This window comes from Duganella sp. HH101, from assembly GCF_001758795.1.
Classification (GTDB): Bacteria; Pseudomonadota; Gammaproteobacteria; order Burkholderiales; family Burkholderiaceae_D; genus Rugamonas; species Rugamonas rivuli.
The window spans coordinates 56,581-74,938 of record NZ_LRON01000025.1 but is presented as its reverse complement, the minus strand read 5'-3'; the positions used below and the strand labels follow the sequence as shown (position 1 = coordinate 74,938).

The following is an 18,358-nucleotide window of genomic DNA, read 5'->3' as shown; positions in this document are numbered from 1 at the left end:
AACCATTCTTTAGGGTTAGTCCGGGATACCTTCGACTTAAATCATAGGTTCAAACCGACCCGAAGTCCATGCATTTTATTGCCCAAAAGGATTAAATTACAGGAACAGCAAGATTTTGCAAAATCAAGCAACATCCTTGGCAGTTTGCAAATGGTCGCAGGCGATGGCGGTGCTCAGGAACAGCTGGCCGTTCAGCTCGCGCAGCAGTTCGCTGTTGCGCAGGCGGTCCAGCACCGGCCCCTTCACTTCGGCCAGGTGCAGGCCGATGCCGCGCCGCTTCAGGCTCAGGTTCAGCTCCGACATCGCGTACAGCGCCGACGTGTCGATCGAACTGACCGCCGTCATCACCAGCACCAGGTGGCGCGCGCTGGCGTGGGTGGCCAGCTCGCATTCGATGCGCTCGGCCACCGCCTCCATATTACCGAAGAACAGATTGGCGTCGATGCGCAGCACCAGCAGTTCCGGCCGGGTTTCGGCCGGATAGCGTTCGACATTGCGGAAATGCTCGGTGCCGGCGATGCGGCCCAGCACCGCGATATGCGGCCGGCTGGCGCGCCAGATCAGGGTGCCCATCGACAGCGCCACGCCGACCACCACGCCCGCCTCCACGCCCAGCACCAGCACGCCCAGGCAGGTCGCGCCCCAGGCCAGCACGTCGCCGCGGTCGTACTGCCAGGCGGTGCGCAGGATGCCCAGTTCCAGCAGGCCGAGCACGGCGACGATGATGGTGGCGGCCAGCACCGGCAGCGGCAGCAGCGCCAGCCAGCCGGTGGGCGCCATCAGCGCGCAGGCCAGCAGCGCGGCGGTGATCAGGCTGGCCAGCGGCGTGTTGGCGCCGGCCGCGAAGTTGACGGCGGAGCGCGACAGGCTGCCGGTGACGGGGAAGCCGCCGGTCAGCGCGCTGGCGACGTTGGCCGCGCCCAGGCCGATCAGCTCATGGTTGCTGACCAGCTTCTCGTTGCGCTTGAGCGCCAGCGACTGCGCGGCCGACATCGACATCAGGAAGATGATGAAGCCGATCAGCAGCCCCGGTTGCAGCAAGGGCTTCCAGTGCGCGCTGGAGCTGGCGAGGTTGAGGTGCGGCAGGCCGCCGGGGATGGTGCCGGTGGTGCGCACGCCCATGGCCGCCAGGTCGGTGGTGGCCATCAGCACGATGCCGCCCAGGACCACCACCATCGGCGCCAGCTTGGCGGCGATGTCCGCCGGGCCGGCCGGCATGCCGCAGCGTTTCAGCAGGCCCGCGAGGTATTGTTTGGACAGCACCAGCAGCACCAGCGCGGTAACGCCCATCACGGCGCTTGGCGTGTGCAGGTGCGGCAGCTCCGCGCCCAGCAGCGTATGCAACTGGTCGTAGGCGATCACCAATGCCGAGCCGACGGTGAAGCCGCTCATCACGGGACGGGAAAAGAAGTTGGCCAGGAAGCCCATGCGCAGCACGCCGCACAGCAGCAGCACAATGCCGGAGATCAGCGCCAGCTGCGCCGCCAGCACGGCGGCCAGGGAGGAGCCGGCCGGCGCCAGCGGGCCGATGACGGTGGCCGTCATCAGCGAGATGATGGCCATCGGCCCCACCGACTGCGTCATGCTGCTGCCGAACAGCGCGTAGACGATGGGCGGCAGGATGCTGGCGTAGATGCCCACCACCGGCGGCAGGCCGGCCACTAGCGCGTAGGCGGTGCCTTGCGGGATCATCATCATCGCCACCACCAGCCCGGCGGAGATGTCGCCGGCCAGCAGTTCGCGCCGGTAGTGCTTCAACCAATGCAGCATTGTCAGTCCGTGGTGCTTGAAAACCGCCAGTCTACGCGATCAGGCACGAGCGGCCCAGATCCTTAGCGCGTTTTTACATAACGTAATATGAAAAACGCATAAGCGTCACGCGGGCTGGGGCAGCGACGCCTGCACCGCCTGCAGGATTTCCAGCGACAGCGCCTCGTCGTCCACCGCCCGCGACAGCACGATGGCGCCGACCAGCGCGGCGTAGGTCGCCACGGCCTGGCGCCGCCGGTCGGCGTCGCCGGCGCCGGGCATCAGCGGTTCGAGCACGGCCAGCTGGGCGCTGACGCCTTCGGTCAGCGCATGCCGCGCCTTGGGGCCGAGGCGTGAAATATCCGCCCCCAGCGAGGTCACGGAACAGCCCTTCGCGCGACCGTCGCGATGCGCAACCGACAGGTAGCCGGCGCCGATCTTGTCCAACGCGGTGTCCGCGCCCTGCCGCACGTAGCCCTGCCAGCGCTCGACCGAGCGCTTGAGCGCGTGCGACGTGGCCTCGGCCAGCAAGTCCTCCTTGGAGGCGAAATGGCCGTAGAAGCCGCCGTGCGTCAGGCCTGCGCTCTTCATCAAATCGGCCACGCCGATGCCGTCGTAGCCTTTTTCGCGGAACAGCCGCGCCGCCGTTTCAACGATGCGCTCGCGGTTGAGCGCCACCTGCTCCCTGCTGACTTTCATGTCTGTCTCCTTCAGTAACCCTGTTGACATCATACATTATGAGCGTAATATATCAATCATTATGATCGTCATTTAAAAGGAGTTGGACCATGAAAGCTGTCATCAGTGCCTATGCCCGTTCCCCTTTCCACTTCGCCCGCAAAGGCAAGCTGGCCGAAGTCCGTCCCGACGACCTGGGCGCCCAGGTCGTGCGGGGCCTGATGCAGCGCACCGGCCTCGACCCGCGCCTGCTGGACGACGTGATCCTCGGCTGCGCCTACCCGGAATCCTCGCAGGGCAACAACCTGGCGCGCATCGTCGCGCTGCTGGCGGGCTTTCCGCACGAGGTGCCGGGCATGACGATCAACCGCTTCTGCGGTTCGTCGATGTCGGCCATCCACATCGCCGCCGCGCAGATCGAGGCGGGACTGGGCGAGGCCTATCTGTGCGTCGGCATCGAATCGATGACGATGGTGCCGCAAGGCGGCTTTAACTTCTCCCCCAACCCGCAGCTGCTGGCCGAGACCGACGCCTACATCAGCATGGGCGATACGGCGGAAAACGTCGCCCGCAAATACGAGGTGGCGCGCGTTGACCAGGAAAAGCTGGCCTTCCAGTCGCACCAGAAGGCGGCCAGCGCCCGCGCAGCCGGTTTGCTGAAGGATGAAATCGTGCCCATCGCCACCGGCACCGGCGAAGTGATCGCCGAAGACGGCTGCATCCGCCCCGGCACCACCGTCGAGGCGCTGGCCGCGCTGAAGCCGGTGTTCGATCCCGAGCACGGCGTGGTAACAGCCGGCACCTCGTCGCCGCTGACCGACGGCGCCTCGGCGGTGCTGGTGACGACCGAAGCCTTCGCCCGCAGGCACGGCCTGGCGCCGAGCGCGCGCATCGTCTCGATGGCGGCGGTGGGCTGCGACCCGGCGCTGATGGGCATAGGCCCGATTCCGGCGACGCAAAAGGCACTGCGGCTGGCGGGCCTGCAGGCCGGCGATATCGATGTGGCGGAGATTAACGAGGCGTTCGCATCGCAGGCGCTGGCCTGCGTGCGCGAACTGGGGATCAGGCCGGAGGTGTTGAATATCGACGGCGGCGGCCTGGCCATCGGCCATCCGCTGGGCGCCACCGGGGCGCGCATCACCGGCAAGGCGGCGGCGCTGCTGGCGCGCAGCGGCGGCCGCTACGCGATGGCCGCGCAGTGCATCGGCGGCGGCCAGGGGATCGCGACGGTGCTGGAGAAGATCTAAGGTTTATTCCGCCACGTCGATGCAGTTGCGGCCCGCGCGCTTGGCGCGGTGCAGCGACGCATCGAGCCGGTCGAGCACAGTGGCGCTGCCCTCGTCCGCGCCCACCTGGGCCACGCCCAGGCTGACGACCACCTCGGCGGTGCGCGGCAGGTCCGCTTCGGCCAGCGCGCCGCGCAGCTTTTCGGCCAGGCGTTTGGCGTCGGCCGCCGTGGTGTGGGTGGCGATCACCAGGAACTCTTCGCCACGCATGCGCGCCAGCAGGTCCGAGGTGCGCAGCCGGCCCTTGACCACGTCCGCCACCACGCGCAGCGTCTGGTCGCCGACCGGCGAACCGTATAAATCGTTTACGGAATGGAAGCTGGCGACGTCGAACGACAGCACCGCCAGCGGCAGGCCGTAGCGGCGCGCGCGGCGGATTTCGTTGTCCAGCATGTCCTCGCCGGCGCGGCGGTTGGCGGCGCCGGTCACGCTGTCGACGGTGCTCATCTGCGAAATCTGGCCGGACAGTTCTTCATTCCGGTGCTTCAATTCGCTCATGCCCAGGCCGAAGCTGACAAACTGCGCCAGGCTGCTGAAGCAGGCGAACTGCTCGCGCGAGAAGGTGATGTGACGGTCGAACATCAGGCAGATCGCGCCCAGTTCCGGGCCGCCCGGCTCGGCGCGCAGCGGCAGCGCCAGCACCATGCGCACGCAGCGGTCGTGCAGCGTCATCGCCAGTTCGGGATCGCCGGCTTTTTCCGGCGCGTCCAGCAGCACCATCTCGCCGCGCGACACCGCCAGCAGCGGCGGGAACACGTCGCGCAGCGGCGATTGCAGCAGGCGGTCGCGCCGCTGCAGCAGGCGCGCCAGGTCCAGGTGGTTGCGCGATTCCTGCGCCACCAGTTGCAGGTCGCCCCGCTCCTTCATGTGCAGCACCGCCGTATGGCGCACGCCGGGGAAATTGCACAGCGCCAGGCAGATCTGGGCCGACATCGATTCGATGGTGTCGATACCGCTCAGCGCGCGCTGCAGGCTGCGCTGCACGCCCAGCAGGTCGCGCAGTTCTTTTTCCTTGTCCAGCAACTCCTGCTGCAGCGCGGCGGCGGCATCGGCGGGCACCGCCAGCGCCTGCTCCACGGCCTGTTGCAGCTCGTCGTTGAGCACAGGGCAGATGCGGTAGTCGAACTGGCCGTAGGTCATCAGCTCGGGCAGCCAGGCGCTGTGCTCATAGGCGCACAGCACCAGCACCGGCGCACCGGCGCGGCCGCGGATCAGCGCACCGACACCGGCCAGCTCGCTCAGCTGCTCGTAACCGTTCAGGTCCAGCACCAGCAAATCCACCGGGCGCTTGCCGAGCGCCGCAGCGGTCGCCTCGACATGCTCGGTCATCGTCAGCTGGGAGAACATCTCTCCGCAGCAGGATTGAAACTCCGAGCGTCGCTCGCCATTGGCGTTAAAAAACACGCCTACGCTATTGGTCCGGTGCGGCATCATGTTGCTCCTACGCATGCTTTTAATATTAAAATTGTATCCCCCCAGTAGTGTGCCATAAAGTTCATAATTAGCAATATTTTTTGTACTAAAGATCAGATTATTTCCTCAGGCAACTTATTTGCGTCGTACTTTTGCCGCATATATGTGAATGAGCGCACCGTCTTTGCGCGCCGCGCCGCCAATACTGTCTGCTCGGAGGAGATCATCATGACAGACATCAAGAGCCCGCCGCAGCGCGACGCGGGCAGCATGCAACGCGAGATCCAGCAGCGCCAGGACCAGGCCGACGAACGCAGCAAGCAGGAGCCGCGCGCCAGCCAGATCGGCGGCCGCCAGGGACCGGTGCAGACCACGCAACACGACTACCCCGGCACGCCGCTGCCGGCGCAGCACCTGGAAAAGCCGGGGCTGGAGGCGGACATGCAGCTCAAGCCGGAATTCCTGGCGCCCGACTATCGCGGCAGCGGCAAGCTGGCCGACATGGTGGCCATCGTCACCGGCGGCGACTCCGGCATCGGCCGCGCGGTGGCGGTGCTGTATGCGCGCGAAGGCGCGGACGTGGCCATCATCTACCTGGCCGAGGAAGCGGAAGACGCCAACGATACCAAGCGCTACATCGAAGCCGAAGGGCGCAGCTGCATGCTGCTGCCGGGCGACGTGCGCGATGCGTCGTTCTGCCGCGGCGCCGCGGAGCAGGTGCACCAGCGCTTCGGCCGGCTCGACATCCTGGTCAACAACGCCGCCTTCCAGGAGCACGCGGAAACGCTGACCGACCTGAGCGAGGACCGCTTCGACCTGACCATGAAGACCAATGTCTACGGCTACTTCCACATGGCCAAGGCGGTGCTGCCGTACCTGAAAAGGGGGGCGGCCATCATCAACACCGGCTCGGTGACGGGCCTGAAGGGTTCCAGGCATCTGCTGGACTATGCGACCACCAAGGGCGCGATCCATGCGTTCACGATGTCGCTGGCGTCCAACCTGCTGGAGCACGGCATACGCGTCAACGCCGTCGCACCCGGCCCGGTATGGACGCCGCTCAATCCGGCCGACGCGCCGGCCGACAAGGTGGCGCAATTCGGCGCCGGCACCGACATGCAGCGGCCGGCGCAGCCGCAGGAGCTGTCGCCGGCCTATGTGTTCCTGGCGGCGCCCTGCTGCTCCAGCTACATCACCGGGATCGTGCTGCCGATCACCGGCAGCGTGGGCGAGTAAGCCATGGCGACGCGCGCGTTATGGAAAGGCGCCATCAGCTTCGGGCTGGTGCACATCCCGGTCGAACTGTATTCCGCCGTGCAGGAGCACGAGCTGGACCTGACGATGCTCGACCGGCGCGATTTTTCGCCGGTCGGCTACAAGCGCTACAACAAGAAGACCGGCAAGGAAGTCAGCTGGGACGACATCGTCAAAGGCTACGAATACGAAGAGGACGAGTACGTGGTGCTGTCCGACGAGGACCTGAAGCGCGCCAATCCGGAAGCCACGGGGACTATCGACATCCAGGCCTTCGTCGACGCGGCCGATGTGCCGCTGACCTACTACGAGCACCCCTACTACCTGGCGCCGTCGCGCGGCGGCGCCAAGGTATATGCGCTGCTGCGCGAGACCTTGCGCAAGGCCGGCAAGATCGGCATCGCCACGGTGGTGATACGCACCAAGCAGCACCTGTGCGCCCTGCTCTGCGTCGACGACAAGATCGTGCTGAACACACTGCGCTATGCGGCCGAAATCCGCAGCGCCGAAGAATTGAAGCTGCCGCCCGCCACCTTGAAGGCGGCCGGCATCAGCGACAAGGAGCTGAAGATGGCGCTGTCGCTGGTCGAAGGCATGAGCGAAGAGTGGAAACCGGAGCGCTACCACGACACCTACAAGGACGACGTACTGGCGCTGGTGAAGAAGAAAGTCAAAGCCGGCCAGACCAAGACCATCACCGCCGCCGAGCCGGAAGCCAGGGCGGCCAAGTCGTCGAACGTGGTGGACCTGGTGGCGCTGCTGCAGGACAGCCTGGGCAAGCGCCCGGCGAAAGCCGGCGCCGCATCGAAGGCGAAACCGGCCGCCAAAACGACAAAGCGCGCGACGGGTGCCACGACCCGTACGCGCGCTTCAGCGGCTTAGCGCTGGGTTAGGCTTAGCGGCGGCGGGCCTTCCAGCCCAGCGCCATCAGGCCGGCCAGCAGCATCGCATAGGCTTCAGGCTCGGGAACCGGAACCGGCACTTCGGTGACGGTGAGCGAGGTCAGCGAACCGTTCGCCCCCATCATCGCGTGGGTGGCGGTGGACGAATACGTGTAGTAGAAACTCGACCGGTTGAAGCCGGAGAAATCCAGCTCGCCAGGCATGGTCGAGGCATTGAAGATCTGGCCGGACTTGTCGAAGAAACTCAACGCCATCATCTGCGACGCAAACGCGTTGGCCGACACGTTGGCGATGCCGAAACCATCCGCCCCGCCCAGCATGGCCGCGTTATTGGCGACCTGCACATTGGTGCTGCTGTAGCTGGCGTCGCTCAGGCCGATGCTGTGGCCGCCGATGCTGGCGTCCAGGCTGTTCTGGGCGGTAGGCGCCGTATACATGGCGCTGCCGCCAGCACTGCTGAACAACCCGGTCTCGGTATCGTAGCTGAAATGGCCGGTGATGTTGTCGCCGACGGAAACCAGGCTGCCCGACAGGGTGCTGGACGCGACCGCGCCGCCGGTAAAGGCCAGCGGCGAGAACTCGACCATTTCCTGGATTTTGGCTGTGAAATCAAATTGATAGACGGTAGCGTGGGCAGAGCCGAGCATGGTCAGACCGGCTAACAAAATGGGCAGCTTTTTCATCGGGGCGTTCCTGGACAGGTATCAAGACGTCATTAAAACATTCACAACAATTATTGTCAAGATTAAATTATAGTTTCCACATTGGAATTTGTCACTGCTTGCCCATCATCTTCATCGCCGCCGCCAGCCCCTTGGCGGATTTCGCGTAATCGTCCCAGGGCGCATTGCCCACATCAAGGCGCGAGTGCACGTTGGCGATGGTCCACTGGTCGGCGCCATGCAAGCCCTCCAGCTCATCCCACGCCAGCGGCACCGAGATGCCGAGGCCGGGCCGGCTGCGGGCCGACCACGCCGCCACGGTGGTGGCGCCCCGCCCGTTGCGCAAATAGTCGATGAAAATCTTGCCGACGCGGTTGCGCGGACCGCTCTTCAGCACGAAGCGCTCCGGAATATGCTCCGCCATGTGCGCAACGATGGCCTGCGAGAAGGCTTTGACCTCGTCCCAGCCGTAGCCCGGTTTGACCGGCACCACCACATGCAGGCCTTTGCCGCCGCTGGTTTTCAGGAAGGCCGGCAGCCCCAGATGATCGAGGAAGGCGCGCATCAGCTGCGCCGCTTCCTGCACCTGCCGCCAGCTGACGCCCTCGCCCGGGTCCAGGTCGAAGACCAAGCGGTTGGGTTTTTCGTAGCTGGCGGCGTTGGCGTTCTGCGTGTGCAGCTCGATCACGTTCCACTGCGCGGCCGACAGCAAGCCTCGTTCGGTCGAGACCTCCAGCATCGGTGCATGGTCGGGATCGAGCGCGGGGTTCAGGTGTTTGACGCCGGGCAGTTTGCCGGTGTCGGCGTGCTTCTGGAAGAATAATTCGCCACCGACGCCCGCCGGCGCGCGCACCAGCGATACCGGGCGCCCCTTCAAGTGCGGCAGCATCAGCGCCGCGACCAGCGCGTAATAGCGCACCAGCGCGATCTTGGTGGCGCCGCTTTGCTTGTCGATCACGCGGTCCGGGTTGGTGATCTTGAGTGTGGCGGGCAGCTTGCCCTGCACCGTGCTTGCTGGCTGCATGTCTGCGTGCTCCTTGAGATGGGCCGGTACCTCACGCACGATGGCGCCGGATTTTTTGTCCTTGCGTAGTCCCTTGAAGACGGCGTGGCGGATCGAACCCGAACGCGTCCACTCGCCGAAGCTCACCTCCGCCACCAGCTGCGGCTTGAGCCAGTGGGCCTTGCGGTCGATCTCGCGGCTGGGGGCGAAGGGACTGTGCGCAGCGGCCAGCTTGTCCATTTTCGATTTCACGTCGCGCAGCGTGGCGGCGTCGAAGCCGCTGCCGACGTTGCCCGCGTATTGGAGCTTGCCGTCCTGGTCGTAAGTGCCGAGCAGCAGCGAACCGAAGCCGCTGCGCGAGCCTTGCGGATCGGTGTAGCCGCCGATGACGAACTCCTGCCGCTGGCCGCATTTGAGTTTGATCCAGCTGTCGCTGCGGCGGCTTGTGTAGCGGGCGTCGCGGCGCTTGCCGATGATACCTTCGAGGCCCATGCTGCATGCGGCGGCGATCATCTCCTCGGGCGGCGCGTCCATTGCGGCGCTGAAGCGGACCGTATCCGCGGGCTTCTTGTCGAGCAGCGCCTGCAGGATGGCGCGGCGTTGTTCCAGCGGCGTCTCGCGCAGATCGCGGCCGTCGTGGAATGGGAGGTCGAACAGGAAGTAGACGATGTCGGCCGGGTTGTCGTCGTCGAAGGCGTTTTGCAGCAGGCCGAAGTCCGGCCGGCCGTGGTCGTCGTGCACCACGATCTCGCCGTCGTACCAGCCGGATGGCAGCTTCATTTTGGCCAGGGCGTCGCGCAGCTTGGTCAGGCGATGGGTCCAGTCGTTGCCGTTGCGAGTGATCAGGCGGATATCCTTGCCATCGATGCGCGCCAGCAGGCGATAGCCGTCGAATTTGATCTCGAATATCCAGTCCTCTGGCGAGGACGGCGGCGCGTCGACCAGGGTCGCCAGCTGCGGCGACAGCGTTTCCGGCAAGGCCGCGGTGACGGCGGCGCCGGGCGGCGGCAGCGCCTTGACGGAATCGGGCATCTCATCGACCACGCTGAATTCAGCGGCGGGACGGGCGTAGTCGTCCTTCTCCTTGATCAGGAGCCACGGTTCCTGCTTCTCGCCCTTGCCCTTCATGCGCACCAGGGTCCAGCGGCCATGCATCTTGTGCCCCGCCAGTTCGAACTTCAAACTCCCCGCCGCCAGCGCCTTGCGCGGATCGCCGAGCGGCCGCCACACGCCCCTGTCCCAGATGATCACCTTGCCCGCGCCGTACTGCTTGGGCGGGATCGTGCCTTCGAAGTCGTTGTAGGAAATCGGATGGTCTTCCACATGCACGGCCATGCGCTTGTCGTGCGTATCGTAGCTGGGGCCTTTGGGGACGGCCCAACTCAGCATCACGCCATCGAGCTCCAGGCGGAAATCGTAGTGCAAGCGGCTCGCCCAGTGTTTTTGGATGACGAAGGCCAGCGCCTCCCCGCCCTCCTCGCCTCCACCGGCCGGTTCGGGCGTGATCGCGAAGTTGCGCTTGGACTTGTAGGTTGTCAGCGAGTCTCCCATGCCGACAGCGTATGCCCGGGCGGCGGCCGGTTCCGTGCGCTGGCGAACATGTAAGCAATCTGGCGAGCTTGTAAGCGATTGTAAAGGCCGTCAACGGCAGCGGTCCGGGCCGCGTTTTTCGCTCAGTGACACGGGAATTGTCCCGGCTCTAAATCAACCTGAATGAGGATTTCATCATGAACAAACTTATCGCTACCCTGATCGCCGGCCTGTTCGCTACCGCAGCTTTTGCACAGACCCCAGCCACCGCGCCAGCCGCTCCTGCCGTCGCCAAGGCCGAAGCCAAAGAAGCCAAGACCGACGCTAAAGCCACCGCCAAAGAAACCAAGGCGGAAGTCAAAGCCGAAGCCAAGACCGCCAAGGTAGAAGCCGAAGCCAAGAAAGATGTCGCCGTCGCCAAAGCCGACGAAAAAGCCGACAAGGCCGATGCCCACGCCAAGGCTCACAAAGCCAAAGCCAAGGCACACGCCAAGGCCGTGAAAGCTGAAGCAGCAGCAACCCCTGCTCCAGTCGTCACCAAGTAATTCCGCAGTACGCGGCGGCCCCCAGCCCGCCGCACATAAAAAAACCCGCCAGCCTGAACGCGCTCAAGATCGCGCTCAGTGCCGGCGGGTTTTTTTGCATTAACCGTCCAGCTTATCGCTGAGCGACTTTCTGCGGTGCGTTGGCGCCATCCCAGCCGCCGCCCAGCGCACGGATCAGCGCCACGGTGGTGACTGCGCGATTGCCGCGCAACTGCACCGCACTACGCTCCACCGACGCCAGATTGCGTTGCGCGTCCAGCAGATCGAGGTAGCTCGAGCGGCCGGCGGTGTACAGCTTCTGCGCCAGATCGGCCGAACGACGGGCCGAAACGACGGCATCTTCGATCTGCGCGGTCTGGCCGGCCAGGATGCGCAGGCCCGCCAGGTTGTCTTCCACCTCGGCGAAAGCCACCAGCACGCTCTGGCGATACGTACCAACCGATTCCTCAAGCGCCGCTTCGCTGCGATTGATGTTGGCCTTGTTGCGGCCACCATCGATCAACGGCATCGACATCAACGCGCCCAGCACCCACGAACGGCTGCTCCACTTGAACACATCGGCCACGGTATTGCCCGAGGCGCCGCCGGCATTGGCGTTCAAGGCCAGCGCCGGGAACATCGCCGCCTTGGCGACGCCGATACGGGCGTTGGACGCCTCCATCGCGCGCTGTGCCGCAGCGATGTCCGGACGCCGCTCCAGCAGCGACGACGGCAGACCCGCCGGGATCACCGGCAGCAGCGACGTGTCGAGCAGCGGGCTGGCGCCGGCCGTGTAGCTGGCCGCCGGTTTGCCCAGCAGGACCGCCAATGCGTGCTCGGTCGTCACGCGCTGGCGTTGCAGGCCGATGGCTTCGGCACGCGAAGTCGCCAGCTCGGTCTTGGCACGCGACAGGTCGAATTCGCCGATGTCGCCCAGGTCGAAGCGACGCTGGTTGACCTTGACGTTTTCTTCGCGGGTCTGCACCGTGCGGTTCAGCGTTTCCAGTTCGGCGTCCGTGGCGCGCAGACGGAAGTAAGTCTGCGCCACGTCGGCCTGCACCGACAGCAGCACCGAACGGTAGGTCGCTTCCACGGAAGCGGCGTCGTTGCGGGCGGCGCTGACGTTCGACGATACGCGGCCGAACAGATCGACCTCGTAGCTGGCCGTCAGGTTGGCGGAAAACACATTACCCGGAGCGACCGGCGTACCGGCCGGCAGGCCGAGCGCCACGTCGGACTGGCGCTGCCGCTGCGCGCCAACGTTGACGCCGACCTGCGGAATGCGGTCCGCCTCGGCGATGCCGGCGATGGCGCGGGCCTGCTTGACGCGGGCCGCGGCCACGGCCAGGTTGGCGTTGGCCTTGGTGGCTTCAGCGATCAGCTCATTGAGAGCCGTATCGTTGAAAGCCAGCCACCACTCGCCGCGCGGCTGCGCTTCGGCGGCTTGCGCCTGTTTCCAGGTGCTGCCGTCGGCCGCCACCTTGACGGCGGCCGGCAGCTGCGATTCCTTGAACGCAACCGGCACGTCCATCGCAGGCTGCTTGAATTCCGGCGCGGCGCATGCGGTCATCAGCAAGGCTGCCAATACAGGCGCCACACCTTTAGCGATCATATGCAGCTTGTTCATATTAGTGAGTCCCTTCCAGTTTTACCGCAGCGGCGTCGCCAGCCACGGCAGGTTTTTTCTTCTCCAGGCGTACCGCCAGCTTGCGCAGCAGGACGTAGAACACCGGCGTCAGGAACAGGCCGAAGAAGGTCACGCCCAGCATGCCGGCAAACACCGCCACACCCATTGCATGACGCATTTCCGAACCCGCACCGTGCGAGAACACCAGCGGCAGCACGCCCATGATGAATGCGATCGACGTCATCAGGATCGGACGCAGACGCAGGCGGCAGGCTTCCAGCGCCGCTTCAACGATGGTACGGCCGTGGTGTTCCAGTTCGCGTGCAAACTCCACGATCAGGATCGCGTTCTTCGACGCCAGGCCAACCAGCACGAACAAGGCAATCTGCGTAAAGACGTTGTTATCTCCGTGGGTCAGCTTCACGCCAACCAGCGCGCAGAAGATCGACATCGGCACGATCAGGATCACCGCCAGCGGCAGGGTCCAGCTTTCGTACTGGGCGGCCAGCACCAGGAACACCAGCAGCACGCACAGCGGGAACACATACATCATCGTGTTACCGGACAGGATGTCCTGGTACACCAGTTCCGTCCATTCGTAGCCGATACCTTTAGGCAGAACCTCGTTGAGGATCTTGGTCATTTCAGCCTGCGCTTCACCCGACGACACGCCAGGAGCGGCGCCGCCATTGATCTCGGCTGCGACGTAGGCGTTGTAGCGCTGTACGCGATCCGGGCCATAGCTGTCTTTCACGCGCATCAGCGACGACAGAGGAATCATCTCGCCCTTGTCGTTGCGGACTTTCAGCTGGGCGATGTCTTCTGCGTGCGAACGGAACTGCTGGTCAGCCTGGACGCGCACCTGGTAGGTACGGCCGAACTGGTTGAAGTCGTTCACATACAGCGAGCCCAGATTGATCTGCAAGGTCTGGTAGATCGTTTGCAGCGGCACGCCCAATTGCTTGGCCTTGGCGCGGTCGATGTCCGCGAACAGCTGCGGCACGTTGATCTGGTAGCTGGAGAACACGCCGGCCAGTTTAGGGTTCTGCCATGCCTTCATCTGCACTGCCTGGATAGCCTTGTACAGCGCGTCGTAACCCAGGTTGTCGCGGTCTTCGACCATCACCTTGAAACCACCGGTGGTGCCCAGGCCATTGACTGGCGGCGGCGGCAGCACCATCACGAACGCACCTTCGATGGCGCCCATGCGTTTGTTGATTTCAGCGGCGATGGCTTCAGCCGATTCGCTCTTCTTGGTGCGCTCTTCGAACGGTTTCAGTGGAGTGAACACGATACCGGCGTTAGGCGCATTGGTGAAGCCGTTGATCGACAGGCCAGGGAAAGCCACCGAATCGGCCACGCCAGGGATTTCCTTGGCGATGTCCGACATCTTGCGGATGACGGCGTCGGTACGGTCCAGCGATGCGGCGTCCGGCAGTTGTGCGAAACCGATCAGGTACTGCTTGTCCTGCGCAGGAACGAAGCCCGGAGGCACGATCTTGAACATGAAGCCCGCAGCCACGGCCAGGATGGCGTACACCACCAGCGAACCGCCTTTGCGTTTCAACACGCCGGTGACGCCGGTTTCATAGCCTTTCGAAGCGCGGTTGAAGAAGCGGTTGAACCAGCCGAAGAAGCGGCCGAAGATCTTGTCCATCACGCGGGTCAGCGCATCTTTCGGTGCATCGTGTGGACGCAGCAGCACGGCGGCCAGGGCCGGAGCCAGGGTCAGCGAGCTGAATGCCGAGATCACGGTCGAGATGGCGATGGTCAGCGCGAACTGCTTGTAGAACTGTCCGGACAGACCCGATACGAAAGCGATCGGCACGAACACGGCGCACAGCACCAGCGCGATAGCGATAATCGGACCGCTCACCTCTTTCATCGCCTGGATGGTCGCGTCATGCGGCGACAGTCCGTTGGAGATATTCCGCTCGACGTTTTCCACCACCACGATCGCATCATCGACCACGATACCGATGGCCAGCACAAGGCCGAACAGCGACAGCGTGTTGATCGAGAAGCCAAAGCCCAGCATGACGGCGAAGGTACCCACCACCGACACCGGAACGGCCAGCAGCGGAATGACCGATGCGCGCCAGGTTTGCAGGAACACGATCACCACCAGTGCCACCAGAATGATCGCTTCGATCAGGGTGTGGATCACGGCGCGGATCGATTCGCGCACGAATTGGGTCGGGTCATATACAACGCTGTACGTGACGCCTTCCGGGAAATCCTTCGACAGGCGGGCCATCGTCGAGCGCACGTCGGCCGACAGCTGCAGCGCGTTGGCGTTAGGTGCTTCGAAAATAGGGATCGCCACCGCCGAATTGTTGTTCAGCAGGGAGCGCAACGCGTACGAGTTCGAACCCATTTCCATGCGGGCCACGTCCTTCAGCAGCGTTACCGCGCCGTCGGCATTGGTCTTCAGGATGATGTTGCCGAATTCTTCTTCGCTCTGCAAACGGCCTTGCGTGTTGACGGTCAGCTGGAAGTCAGCACCCTTGGTCGGGCCCTGGCCGATCACACCGGCCGCCACCTGCACGTTCTGCTCGCGGATCGAGGCGACGACATCGCTGGCGGTCAGGCCGCGCTGCGCCACTTTCTGCGGGTTCAGCCAGATACGCATCGCGTAGTCGCCGGAACCGAACAGCTGCACCTCGCCCATGCCGGGCAAGCGCGCCAGCTGGTCCTTGATGTTCAACACTGCATAGTTACGCAGATACAGGTCGTCGTAACGGCCGTTCGGCGATTGCAGGTGGACCACCATGGTCAGGTTGGGCGACGACTTCACGGTCGTCACGCCGATCTGGCGGACTTCTTCCGGCAGACGCGGAAGCGCGCGTTGAACGCGGTTCTGCACTTGGGTTTCAGCCTGCTCGACGTTGGTGCCGATCTTGAAGGTGACGGTCAGCGCCAGCGCGCCGTCCGAGGTGTTTTGCGAGGACATGTACAGCATGTTCTCGACGCCGTTGATCTGTTCCTCAAGCGGCGCGGCCACGGTTTCGGCGATGATCTTCGGATTCGCACCAGGATATTGCGCGCGCACCACCACCGATGGCGGCACCACGTCCGGGTACTCCGAGATCGGCAGCTTGAAGATCGATATCAAGCCGGCGACGAAGATAATGATCGACAGTACCGCCGCAAAAATCGGCTTGTCGACAAAAAATCGAGAGATGTTCATAGTTTTTATTCCTTGGAAGTGCCGGTCTTGGTCGCGACCGCGGCTACTTTTTCATCTTTTTTAACTTCGGTTTTCGGCACGTTGGCGGCCAGCGGATCGGAATCCATGGCGACCACGGTTGGCGTGATCGGCGCACCAGGGCGCACGCGCTGCAGGCCGTTGACGACGATCTTCTCGCCTGGCTTCAAGCCGTCGCGCACCACGCGCAGGCCATCGATGGCTGGGCCGAGGGTCACAGGGCGGTACTCTGCCTTGTTGTCCTTGTCGACCACGAACACGAACTTGCGGTTCTGGTCCGTGCTGATGGCGCGGTCGTTGATCATCAACGCCGACTTGGCGCCGGTGGAGCCGGCCAGCTGCACGCGGGCGAACAGGCCTGGCACCAGCGCGCCGTCGGTGTTGTTGAGGGTGGCGCGCATGCGCACCGAACCGCTGCGTGGATCGAGCTGGTTGTCGACGAATTCCAGCTTGCCCTCGTGCGGGAAGCCGGTTTCGTTGGCCAGGCCGATCTTGACGGTGGCCGGCTTGCCCTGGTGGGCAGCGGCGCCGACGCGCAGATAGGTGTCTTCATCGCCGTCGAAGGAAGCGTAGATGCGCTCCAGCGACACCACCGAAGTCAGTACCGCCGAAGCGTCGACCAGGTTGCCCAGCGTGATTTCCGCTTTCGATACGCGGCCGTTGATCGGCGACGTCACCTGGGTGTAGCTCAGGTTCAGCTTGGCTGCCTCGTACTGCGCTTGTGCGGCGCGGGCATCGGCGTCCAGCTGTTTCAGGCTGGACGACAGGGCGTCGTATTCGCGCTGGGCGATGGCTTTGTCGGCCAGCAGTTTTTCAGCGCGCACCAGTTCCACCTTGGCCAGGTCGGCCTTGGCGCGGGCCGAGCCGGCTGCCGCTTCGGCGCGGTTGGCTTCAGCCTGGAACGGACGCGGGTCGATGACGAACAAGACTTCGCCCTTCTTCACTTCGCTGCCCGGCTTGAAGTTGATCGCGGTGATGAAGCCGCCGACGCGCGGACGGATCTGCACTTGCTCGATCGCTTCCAGGCGGCCCGAGAACTCCTGGGTCTCGGTGATGGTTTTCTCGACGACCACTGCGGCCGAGATCGGAGGGCCACCGGCGGCCGGTGCTTCAGCTGTCTTGCCGGTGGCTTCTTCGCAACCGGAGAGGCCGAAAGCGGCCAGTCCCGCCAGCGCCATAGCGGCGGCCAGCGGCCGGGCTACGACGGTGAGTTGTTTAATGGTTTTCATGTTCATTCCCTTTTATATGAAAATAATTAATAGAAACGGCGGCACCGGTTGCCCTCAACGAATTGCGAGAAAACACGGTACTAGCGCCCCGCCGGCAAGCCAGTGGGGACGTGATTGCAGATACTGCTTAAAGGTTGGGAAACCCTATGCGGCTGGCGGCGTCTCGGACCGCTCCAGGCCAGCGATGAAACTGGCGATTTCTCCCAGCGCGTAACACTTGCACGCGCATTCGTTGCGCGCCCCTGCTTCACTCAGGGACGCCGCCGGCATTCGGTTGACGGTGGTCTTGACACCACAGGCAATCAACTTCGCGCCATATTGTTCCGCTTCGTCGCGCAGCGGGTCGTCTTCTGCCGACAGGATCAGTGCCGGCGGCAGGTTCTTCAGACGGCTCGACTGCAGCGGCGAGGCATATGGATGGGTGCGGTCTGCCGCGTTCGGCAGGTAGCCTCGGTAGGCCGCCGCGCAGGCGTCGGCCACGTCCAGCAATTCAGGCGCGTTCTGCATCTCGCGCATCGACCAGGTGCTCAGGCCCGGATCGAGCATCGGCATCACCAGGATCTGGCCGGCCAGCGCCGGGCCGCCACGGTCGCGCGACATCAGCGCGCAGACGGCCGCCAGGTTGGCGCCGGCTTCGATGCCGGCCACAATCAGGCGCTTGCCGGTCCAGCCCAGCTTGGTCTTGTTCTTCTTGGCCCAGGTCAGCACGGCGTGGGCGTCCTCGACGGCGGCCGGGAAAGGCTGCACCGTCGCCAGCGTGTAGGCGGTGGCCAGCACGGCGCTGTCCGGGGTGTCGTCGGCCATATGGCGCAGGAAGATGTCGGCATCGTCCAGGTCGCCGCTGTTGAAGCCGCCGGCATGGAAGAACACGGTCAAGGTGTCGCGCTTGACGCCGGCCTCGCCGCTGGTGTACAAGCGCGCGGCCAACGGGCCTTGCGCGCCACGTACTTCCAGGGTGCGGACCTTGAGCAGGTCCGACAGCTGCGGCAGAGGCTCGACGGTTGTGCTCATCGCTGCACCGTATCCGAGGCGCTGGACAGCATGGCCGTGTCGGCGCAGGCGATGGTGTCGCCGGCGGCCGCTTCGGTCAGGGCACGAACGCCGGTCGCTTCGGCCGATGCCGCCTGCGAGTAGGCATCGGTATAGACCACGCCCGCCAGGGCGACCGAAGTCAGCGCCAGTGCGATCGTTGCAAAAATTCCATCCCGATATTTCATGTTGAACCCCTTTCCTTCAATGTACTTTCTTGGTGCAGTACAGCAATCTTAAACTTGATCTACAATCTGATAAATA

At 64.3% G+C, this 18,358-nt stretch carries 14 protein-coding genes; 4 read left to right on the top strand and 10 right to left on the bottom strand.

The window, feature by feature from the left end; genetic code table 11:
* Positions 1 to 123: 123 nt before the first annotated feature.
* Positions 124 to 1,770: a SulP family inorganic anion transporter gene (locus DUGA2_RS27840; RefSeq protein WP_070272634.1), complete on the bottom strand. Its 1,647-nt coding sequence runs from the start codon at positions 1,768 to 1,770 to the stop codon at positions 124 to 126.
* Positions 1,771 to 1,875: 105 nt separating this feature from the next.
* Positions 1,876 to 2,448 (bottom strand): TetR/AcrR family transcriptional regulator, encoded by a 573-nt coding sequence (locus DUGA2_RS27835; RefSeq protein WP_070272633.1) that lies wholly within the window; start codon positions 2,446 to 2,448, stop codon positions 1,876 to 1,878.
* Between the two features lie 89 nt (positions 2,449 to 2,537).
* Between DUGA2_RS27835 and DUGA2_RS27830 the strand changes: the two genes are divergently transcribed.
* The gene (locus tag DUGA2_RS27830) at positions 2,538 to 3,674 is read left to right on the top strand and encodes a thiolase family protein (RefSeq protein ID WP_070272632.1); all 1,137 of its coding nucleotides are present in this window, start codon (positions 2,538 to 2,540) and stop codon (positions 3,672 to 3,674) included.
* A 3-nt stretch (positions 3,675 to 3,677) separates the two neighbouring features.
* On the opposite strand, the gene DUGA2_RS27825 is transcribed toward DUGA2_RS27830, so the two are convergent.
* Entirely contained in the window at positions 3,678 to 5,060 is a 1,383-nt protein-coding gene (locus DUGA2_RS27825) for a GGDEF domain-containing protein (RefSeq protein ID WP_229214788.1), read from the bottom strand.
* Positions 5,061 to 5,354: 294 nt separating this feature from the next.
* Here DUGA2_RS27825 and DUGA2_RS27820 point away from each other — a divergent pair, with 294 nt between their 5' ends.
* Both DUGA2_RS27820 and DUGA2_RS27815 read left to right on the top strand, forming a co-directional pair.
* The gene (locus DUGA2_RS27820; protein WP_070272660.1) at positions 5,355 to 6,362 is read left to right on the top strand and encodes an SDR family oxidoreductase; all 1,008 of its coding nucleotides are present in this window, start codon (positions 5,355 to 5,357) and stop codon (positions 6,360 to 6,362) included.
* Between the two features lie 3 nt (positions 6,363 to 6,365).
* Entirely contained in the window at positions 6,366 to 7,262 is an 897-nt protein-coding gene (locus tag DUGA2_RS27815; RefSeq protein WP_070272631.1) for a Ku protein, read from the top strand.
* A gap of 13 nt (positions 7,263 to 7,275) precedes the next feature.
* On the opposite strand, the gene DUGA2_RS27810 is transcribed toward DUGA2_RS27815, so the two are convergent.
* On the bottom strand, positions 7,276 to 7,965 hold the full coding sequence (locus tag DUGA2_RS27810) for a PEP-CTERM sorting domain-containing protein (RefSeq protein ID WP_070272630.1): 690 nt from the start codon (positions 7,963 to 7,965) through the stop codon (positions 7,276 to 7,278).
* 91 nt (positions 7,966 to 8,056) lie between these two features.
* On the bottom strand, positions 8,057 to 10,498 hold the full coding sequence (ligD, locus tag DUGA2_RS27805) for a DNA ligase D (RefSeq protein ID WP_070272629.1): 2,442 nt from the start codon (positions 10,496 to 10,498) through the stop codon (positions 8,057 to 8,059).
* A 176-nt stretch (positions 10,499 to 10,674) separates the two neighbouring features.
* On the opposite strand from ligD, the gene DUGA2_RS27800 reads away from it, so the two are divergent.
* Entirely contained in the window at positions 10,675 to 11,022 is a 348-nt protein-coding gene (locus DUGA2_RS27800) for a hypothetical protein (protein ID WP_070272628.1), read from the top strand.
* A gap of 112 nt (positions 11,023 to 11,134) precedes the next feature.
* On the opposite strand, the gene DUGA2_RS27795 is transcribed toward DUGA2_RS27800, so the two are convergent.
* The 5 genes from DUGA2_RS27795 to DUGA2_RS27775 all read right to left on the bottom strand — a co-directional run bounded on the left by DUGA2_RS27795 (position 11,135) and on the right by DUGA2_RS27775 (position 18,282).
* The gene (locus DUGA2_RS27795; protein ID WP_070272627.1) at positions 11,135 to 12,628 is read right to left on the bottom strand and encodes an efflux transporter outer membrane subunit; all 1,494 of its coding nucleotides are present in this window, start codon (positions 12,626 to 12,628) and stop codon (positions 11,135 to 11,137) included.
* A 1-nt stretch (position 12,629) separates the two neighbouring features.
* The gene (locus tag DUGA2_RS27790) at positions 12,630 to 15,818 is read right to left on the bottom strand and encodes an efflux RND transporter permease subunit (RefSeq protein ID WP_070272626.1); all 3,189 of its coding nucleotides are present in this window, start codon (positions 15,816 to 15,818) and stop codon (positions 12,630 to 12,632) included.
* 5 nt (positions 15,819 to 15,823) lie between these two features.
* A complete protein-coding gene (locus DUGA2_RS27785) occupies positions 15,824 to 17,065 on the bottom strand; it encodes an efflux RND transporter periplasmic adaptor subunit (protein ID WP_070272659.1) in 1,242 nt (413 codons plus the stop codon).
* Positions 17,066 to 17,209: 144 nt separating this feature from the next.
* On the bottom strand, positions 17,210 to 18,076 hold the full coding sequence (locus DUGA2_RS27780; RefSeq protein ID WP_070272625.1) for an alpha/beta hydrolase: 867 nt from the start codon (positions 18,074 to 18,076) through the stop codon (positions 17,210 to 17,212).
* Entirely contained in the window at positions 18,073 to 18,282 is a 210-nt protein-coding gene (locus DUGA2_RS27775) for a hypothetical protein (RefSeq protein WP_070272624.1), read from the bottom strand. The genes DUGA2_RS27780 and DUGA2_RS27775 overlap by 4 nt, the downstream gene beginning before the upstream one ends.
* Positions 18,283 to 18,358: the final 76 nt, after the last annotated feature.